Genomic DNA, 1101 nt, shown 5'->3' on the forward strand with positions numbered 1-1101 from the left:
AGATGGGTATAAGAGACAGGCGGGAGACCGCCGGATTCGGCGCGTCCGGCCGTAACGGTGGCTGGTGCTCGGCGCTGTTCCCCGTGCAGTCGATGGCACCGGCGATGCGGGCGGCGCTCTCGGCCACCATCGACGACATCGACGCCGCCTGCCACGCCGAAGGCATCGACTGCGACCTCGCCAAGGCCGGCTCCCTCGCACTCGCCACCACCGCCGCCCAGCTCACCCGCCTGCGCCCCGCCCTCCCCGCCGCTCCTGCCGCCGCCATCACCGGCCCGTCCGCGCCGGCCGGCGAGTCCGCGCCCACCGGCGAGTCCGCGCCCCGGTGGCTGGACGCCGACCAGGCGGCGCGCCTCATCCGGGTGCCCGGCGCGCTCGGCGGGATCCTCGACCCGCAGTGCGCCGCGCTGCACCCGCTCAAGCTGGTCCGCGGCCTCGCGGCGGCGGTGCAGCACCACGGCGCCGAGCTGTTCGAACACTCCCCCGCCCAGCGCATCGAGCCCGGTCGGGTGGTACTGGCCGACGGCGAGATCCAGGCGAGCGCCATCGTGCGGGCCACCGAGGGCTACACCGCCGCCCTGCCCGGCCTACGCCGTGACCTCGTTCCCCTCTACTCTCTGATCATCGCCACGGAGCCGCTACCGGAATCTGTCTGGGCGGAGATCGGCTGGAATCGCCGGGTCACCCTGTCCGACGGACGCCGGCTGGTCGTCCACGCCCAGCGAAGCGCCGACGGCCGGATCGTCCTCGGCGGCCGCGGCGCGCCGTATCACTTCGGCTCGCGCACCAGCCCCGCGTTCGACTCCTCCCCCGCCGTCTTCGAGCACCTCCGCCGCACCCTGGCCACCCTGTTCCCAGCCGCCGCGAACGCCCGGATCACCCACCGCTGGGGCGGCCCTCTCGGCGTCCCCCGCGGCTGGACCCCCGGCGTCTCGTTCGACCCCGACACGGGTCTGGCCTGGGCCGGCGGTTACATCGGCGACGGCGTGACCGCCGCCGCCCTGGCCGGCCGAACTCTCGCCGACCTGATCCGCGGCCACCGCTCGCCCCGCACGGAGCTCCCCTGGGTCGTCAACCACCGCCGCCCCTGGGAACCCGAAC

At 75.2% G+C, this 1101-nt stretch carries 1 protein-coding gene; it reads left to right on the top strand.

Translation table 11 applies throughout. From position 1 onward, the window contains the following. Nucleotides 1-1101, top strand: a 1101-nt coding sequence (locus NBZ85_RS31255) for an NAD(P)/FAD-dependent oxidoreductase (RefSeq protein ID WP_261563439.1), incomplete at both ends; no start/stop codon positions are given.

The sequence above is a fragment of the Frankia tisae genome (assembly GCF_025403405.1).
In the GTDB taxonomy this organism is placed as follows: Bacteria; Actinomycetota; Actinomycetes; order Frankiales; family Frankiaceae; genus Frankia; species Frankia tisai.